The 6421-nt window shown below is 41.4% G+C and carries 6 protein-coding genes; 1 reads left to right on the top strand and 5 read right to left on the bottom strand.

The window, feature by feature from the left end:
• Window positions 1-123: 123 nt before the first annotated feature.
• Window positions 124-696: a DM13 domain-containing protein gene (locus AAGA18_09565; protein ID MEM9445588.1), complete on the bottom strand. Its 573-nt coding sequence runs from the start codon at window positions 694-696 to the stop codon at window positions 124-126.
• 505 nt (window positions 697-1201) lie between these two features.
• Here AAGA18_09565 and AAGA18_09560 point away from each other — a divergent pair.
• Complete coding sequence (locus AAGA18_09560) at window positions 1202-4297, top strand: PQQ-dependent sugar dehydrogenase (GenBank protein MEM9445587.1); 3096 nt, start codon at window positions 1202-1204, stop codon at window positions 4295-4297.
• Between the two features lie 273 nt (window positions 4298-4570).
• Here the strand turns inward: AAGA18_09560 and AAGA18_09555 are convergent, their stop codons facing one another.
• From AAGA18_09555 to AAGA18_09540, 4 genes are read right to left on the bottom strand one after another with little or no spacing between them, the layout of a single operon-like run.
• Complete coding sequence (locus AAGA18_09555) at window positions 4571-5092, bottom strand: hypothetical protein (protein MEM9445586.1); 522 nt, start codon at window positions 5090-5092, stop codon at window positions 4571-4573.
• A 4-nt stretch (window positions 5093-5096) separates the two neighbouring features.
• A complete protein-coding gene (locus AAGA18_09550) occupies window positions 5097-5573 on the bottom strand; it encodes a chemotaxis protein CheX (protein ID MEM9445585.1) in 477 nt (158 codons plus the stop codon).
• Window positions 5574-5590: 17 nt separating this feature from the next.
• Window positions 5591-6046: a chemotaxis protein CheX gene (locus AAGA18_09545; GenBank protein ID MEM9445584.1), complete on the bottom strand. Its 456-nt coding sequence runs from the start codon at window positions 6044-6046 to the stop codon at window positions 5591-5593.
• Between the two features lie 4 nt (window positions 6047-6050).
• Window positions 6051-6410, bottom strand: a complete 360-nt coding sequence (locus AAGA18_09540) for a response regulator (GenBank protein ID MEM9445583.1) — start codon at window positions 6408-6410, stop codon at window positions 6051-6053.
• Between the last annotated feature and the right edge of the window lie 11 nt (window positions 6411-6421).

Below are 6421 nucleotides of genomic sequence, written 5' to 3'. Positions count from 1 at the left end.
CTTCGTTTACTTCATGCCATATCACACATGCCTCAAGAAATCAGACTCTACTTTGCTACAAGAATTGCTCCATTACCCCAAAGTCATACCTCGAGTATCCAATATACTTAAAAATACCTTTTTTCAGTGCCGACTAATTAATTCCAGCCGACTTGGAGAGAGTTTGACGGAGCCGAAATTCCTGCTGAATCTTCTACACCAAATGGAAATGACCTGATAGGCTTTATGGTCAAGTTGTTTATCTAAAGTATAATTTTGGTTTCCGATGTTTCCTTTAAGAGTTCCTAAATTAATAAATTCTCCCTTTGCTACCGTTTCTTTAATTGTCTTATTTACAGTGGTATCGGTTCTTACTGCGTAAACAAAGAGATCGGGTCCATTTGACACTTCAAAATCCGTAAAAGTGAGATTTATAACTTCTCCAATCTGGCTCAAAAAGGCGTTGCCTGAAATTGAGTAAGTGCTGTCCCCTTGCTCGAATGCTCCTTTTCCAAGCACTCTTTCGATAGAATCTACTTTGTCGGCTACAGCATCTTGCGGTGGAGATTTTGAAATCAATTTCATAATGGAATCTGGTACATCTTCTTTTACTTGATTATCAAAAAAAAGAGCTTGGATCCCCAGGAATCCGAATGCTACCCAGCCTAGAGTGACTAATAGTATAATTGATAAAAGAGGTTTCCATATTCTATTCAACTTAGACTCCTTGTTCTGTTAGATATGATGTCGTAAGGAATTTAACATGTATCATCATGTAGAATGCGCAAGTGATTTCGTCATCTTACGAAAACACTCTGATTTGACTAATGCGCACTGAATGACACCTATGAAAAATGGTCAACGCGTTATGGCAAACGAAATTGATTTCTAAGCCGCGTGCGAAATAAAAGGATCATCGCTTACGCGATGCGGTTTTCATCACTAGAGATTCGCTTCATCAGCTCGATAGCCTTAACCCTATATCTACCAGACCTCCTGGACAAAGTCTGGTCCGCTAGGCTTATCGAAAGGTCGTCAAGACAATCAGAAAAATTCCAGCTCCCATGATATCATTCTGAAATTTGTAAAAAGGATCTAGCTATTTTGAATAGTTCTAAAGTAATCGATTAATCTGCTTGGATTAGTCTTAATTGTGATTATAATTAGTCTTCAGAGGATTTTCTGTTGTTTTAAAAAATTTTGATCACACAAGTCTAGAGGTATGAAAAGATTGTTAGTATGGGTTCTTGTCTCGAGCAGCTGTCTGCATTGCCATGGGCAGTTAGAAAGAGAAGCAAATACAACGCTAACCTTGCCTGATGAGCTTCCTACTTTTGAAGGCTTCAGGTTTAAGGAGGCGTTCTCTGATATCACATTTGAGAGTCCTGTGGCCATTGTTCAAGCCCCTGGCCAGTTAGACAATTTATATGTGGTTGAGCAAACAGGTAGAGTCTATGTAATCAGTGATCTTTCCGGGACCCCGGAAAAGTCTTTATTCTTAGATATATCAGAGCTTGTTCGGAATCGTGGTGAACAGGGTTTGTTAGGGATGGATTTTCATCCCCGATATATAGAGCTTGGTTATTTTTATGTTTTTTATACAACACCTGGCGATCGCAGGAATGTTCTCTCACGGTTCTCCGTTTCCTCAAGGAATCGTTTGCAGGGTGATCCTAATTCAGAGCTCATTTTGATCAATCAAGTCGATGATGCTGGTAATCATAACGGTGGAGATGTACATTTTGGTCCGGATGGCTATCTATATATATCGTTAGGTGACGAGGGTGGAGCTGATGATAGATTCGAAAATAGTCAACGTATAGATAAAGATTTTTTCTCAGGCATTATACGTATTGATGTCGATAAAAAGCCGGGCAGTCTAGAACCTAATCCCCATGATGCCATACCTTTAGACAATGGAGTAGCTCGCTATGGTATTCCTCCGGACAACCCGTTTGTGGGAGCTACTGAATTTATTGGACTGGATATAGCTTTTCCAAGTTTAGTAAGGGAAGAATTCTGGGCGGTTGGACTGCGTAATCCTTGGCGGATGTCATTTGATATACCCACGGGAAGATTGTTCGTAGGTGATGTGGGGCAAGACCAGCGAGAAGAAGTAGATCTAATTACTAAGGGTGGGAATTATGGTTGGAGATATTTTGAAGGAACAATAAGGACTCCTGGAGTAAGTGAAAATCCACCTGCTGGTTTATCACAAATAGATCCTATCTTTGAGTATGCCCATGAAGGAGCGCAGTCGGTGATCGGAGGAATCGTTTACCGCGGCCCTTTTTCTGAGCTTTCCGAGAAATATATTACGGCTGACAGTTATGATGGTCGTGTGTGGGCGCTTATTGAGATATCACCCGGTGTATGGGAGAGTGATATAATTGCCAATGAGCCAGGCCTTGTTGCTTTTGGTTCCCATCCAATAAGTGACAATCTTCTGGCTGTTAATATTGGTAGCGGTAGAATTCTAGAGCTCGAAGGTGGCAATATAAGCGGCAGCCCAATTCCTGAAAAACTATCTGATACCGGAGCCTTTTCGGATCTTGTAAATTTTACACCTTATGTAGGTATAGTGGAGTATGCGCCGAATGTTAGCTTTTGGTCTGACTATGCTAAGAAGCGACGCTGGTTTTCTATACCAAATTTAGATGATGATATCGTATTTTCCTCGGAGGGTAATTGGGCATTTCCAACTGGAATGGTCTGGATCAAACATTTTGACTTAGAATTCGAGAGAGGGAATCCAGCCTCAGAACGCCGCGTCGAGACTCGCTTTTTAGTCAAAACTGATAGTGCCAGCTATGGTTTATCCTATCGCTGGAATGAAGAACAGACCGATGCATTTTTAGTAGATCAAAATGGCATGGAAGAAACTTTCACAATTGATGATGGTGGAGTTATGGTAGATCAAACATGGCTCTATCCAAGTCGTAATGATTGTAGAACTTGTCACACAGATGCAGGTGGACATGCCTTAAGCTTTAATACGCGTCAGCTAAATAGGGAACGTCTCTTTGGTGCAGAGTCACAAAATCAATTGGTGGCCTTACGTAAGGCTGGTTATTTTACAAACGGCAATATAGGGAAAGTTTCCAGTCTGCCCAAAGTATTTGCGGCAGATGATTTAACCGCTAGTCTTGAAACAAAAGTGAAATCCTACCTGGATGTCAATTGCGTCAGTTGCCACCAACCAGGTGGAACTTCTCCAACCTCTTGGGATGCTAGATTTTCAACACCAATTGAGGAAATGGGGCTCATACGTGGTCTGTTAAGTGATGACGGGGGTGATTCTGAGAGCCGTGCCATTGTTCCAGGTGCTGTTGAAAAATCTGTTCTCTTACATCGTTTACAAGCTTCGGATGGTTTTAGCCGGATGCCTCCCTTAGCAAGCTATGAGCTGGATGAAGCTGCTATTGCCATGATCACGGAGTGGGTTGAGAATGTGCTGCCATACCCCCCTGTTCCAGGTAAAATACAAGTTGAGGAATTTAAAGAAGGGGGTAGTGGAGTCGCCTATTTTGATAAAAGTAGCGGAAATGAAGGTGGCGCTTATAGAGATACAGATGTCGATATTCAAAGTGCAACTGAGGGAGGCTTTAATGTTTCCTCTATTCAGAGAAATGAGTGGTTGGCGTATGACATGAATGTAGCTACGCCTGGATATTATCAAGTGTTTGGTAGAGTCGCTAGTGATCGTACTAGCAATAAACAGTTTCATCTGGAATTAGGCGAGGTAGATATTACCGGGCCTATAACTTTCAATACAGATGGAGCGGGCCTGCAGGCCTGGCAAGACGTTACTGGACCCGTAGTTTGGTTGGATTCAGGTATCCAAGAGCTTCGCTTGGTATTTGGAAGTCGGTATTTCAATATGAATTGGCTGGAAATAAGGCAACACCTAACTCCCGTAGACGACTATCTGAGTTGGGAGATTGTCAACGGGTTAGCGGAAAATTCTGGTGATTTAGATACAGACAATGACGGGTATATCAATCGCTATGAGTACTTTTTTGGAACGAATCCCAACTCAGCTATCAATAGTCGAAAACTAGACATCATGGTCAATGATATCTTTTCAACATTTACTTACACACGACGAAGCCATGCGCCGGGAATTACCTACCGTATGGAAGTTTCTGAAGATCTTACTGACGGGTCATGGGTACCCATAGATGAAAGAGATACAAGTGTAATACTAGCTCCTGTGAGTAACGGTGATGGAACCGAGACGCTCACCATTCAATATGACACTGGATTTGACGAAATATCGGGTGAGCGACTTTTCTTTAGAATTAAGGCCGAGAACTAGTCGTTAGTTAATTTGGGCTAGAGAGCGTTTTTAAAATCAATCATTATTTCTAAGAACCCGTTTTTCATCTCTGGAGTGAATAGCTAGAAGCTACCGCAACCTGGACCCTCCGGTTCAACTCGAGCGTGACGAAAAGAGTGTTTATATTTAGCCCGGGTGATGCAGTAGAGACTTTAAGATCTAGTCCTTAGAGAAATAGAGAGCTCCTAGCGTATCACCTATTGAGATCCCTTTTTCTACTCTATTCGGATTGCATGAGAAAATGCTCTAGATTTATTTATTCCAATTGTATGGAACGCCTAAAATATTACTGGTGGCTTGGCTAATGGCATCTTTTAATTTATTGCTTTTGATTTCTAATTCAGATTCACTGAAATCAAATGAGGTGATGCCTTCTTCTTCAAGAAATTCAGGAGGAATTTGCAAAAAGACTCGATACACTACTAGCTTACCTTCCATATCACTAGGTGATCTCGAGGTGATGAAATCAATGACGTCTTTTAGCAAATATTTCTTATTACCCTTCATAGATAATGTAGATGAGGGTTCAGACTCAGCAGCGGGGAAAAATTCGTGAAAGGTCCAGAGGCGCTCTTTAATAGCTCCAGCAGCTAAAAGGCCTTCAATAGCACTATAAACTGCTGGCTCGGAATAATCCAATTCTTGCCCTATCTCTAGACAGGTGCTGACTCCGTCAATGCGAGATAAAAAATACCAATGGAATGCAGGGAGGGGCTTTTGCGGATCAACAGCGTCTGTAGGCTCATAAATACGGTATAGCTGATCTTGTTCCATAGCATTAACTCTTCTTTTTGTCACTATTACCTAGTGCAATCACTAGATAGGAAGTGTATTTTTTAAGTTTTAACGGTAGGACAAAACGCATAGGAGCTAAGCTTAGCTTGAGTGATTCAAATCGGTTGAGTGAGGTGGGAAGGGAGATGGCTAAGGTAGAACCAAAATGTTCTCTAGCATTACTACAAACCGTACTAGCTAATTCGCCGATAAGGTCTCGCTGTATTTCTTGATCCCGTTTATCTTCACCGATGGCTTGCAATACATCATTGATCATGCCTTCTGGCATGGTTAGATAAATCTTGCCGTGTTTACCTTTTTGATGAAGATCTATCACGCCAGTAAAGTCTAGGAAGACGGAGTCATTGACTTGAATGGTAGGCTCTTCAGGGACAATCGCTGAAAATTCAGGTGCTAACTTCTGAAAGCATCGGCAAGTGATAGCGATGAATTTTTCTAATTCTTTTTCTGTAAGTTCCATTTTCTAATTTTTCAAAATTATACGGCTAAACTTTGCAAAGAGATGGAGAGATAGGCTTGGTAGACTTTCCATTTAAGAGGTATAATAAAGGTTGTTAACTTCTCTGAAACACGGATGGAACTTGTTGGGCCAGAGACAACGATAGGCACGGAAATCATAAAGCCGGCTCCAAGATGCTCGCGGGCATTGGCAGAAATGGTGTTGGCAATTTCACCAACTAAGTCAGAAATTAGGGCTTCGTCTTCGGTTTTTTCTCCCATTTGATTTAAGATATCTTGGATCATTGCTTTGGGAACTGAAAAAGATATACACCCCTTTTGGGCACCACTAATGCCAATGGTGCTTGTATAATCACCAGCGACTATGAAGTCTTCTTTAAGGAAGGGGGTCCCAATCTCTGCTTCTGTATCTGTGATCACAGAGAAGTATGTAGCAGTAGCTTTGATAAAAATTTCGACACTTGCAGCTTCCATGTCTTTAGTCTTCTAGTAGATCCGTAAAGGCTTCGGCCAAAGATTCTTGAGTGATGGGCTTGAGGAGAAAGCCTTCAGCACCTCTTTTAATGGCTTCGACAGCAGTTGATTTATCTGCGAGCCCGGAGATAACTAAAATCTTTGTCTGTGGTGCAATGGATAATATTTTTTCAATACAGTCTAATCCATCCATTTCAGGCATGGTAATATCCATTGTGACTAACTCAGGTTTCGATGCCGTAAATTTTTCCAAAGCCACCTTTCCATTGCCTGCAGTTTCTATTTCTGAGAACTGAGTCGGGTTCAAGTTTCTTTCAATCAATCGACGAATGACCATCGAATCATCAACTATAAGTAATTTCATTATTTAAAAAG

This window comes from Verrucomicrobiota bacterium (assembly GCA_039192515.1).
Lineage (GTDB): Bacteria > Verrucomicrobiota > Verrucomicrobiia > Methylacidiphilales > JBCCWR01 > JBCCWR01.
The sequence above is the reverse complement of the archived record's forward strand: the minus strand, read 5'-3'. Positions and strand labels throughout refer to the sequence as shown.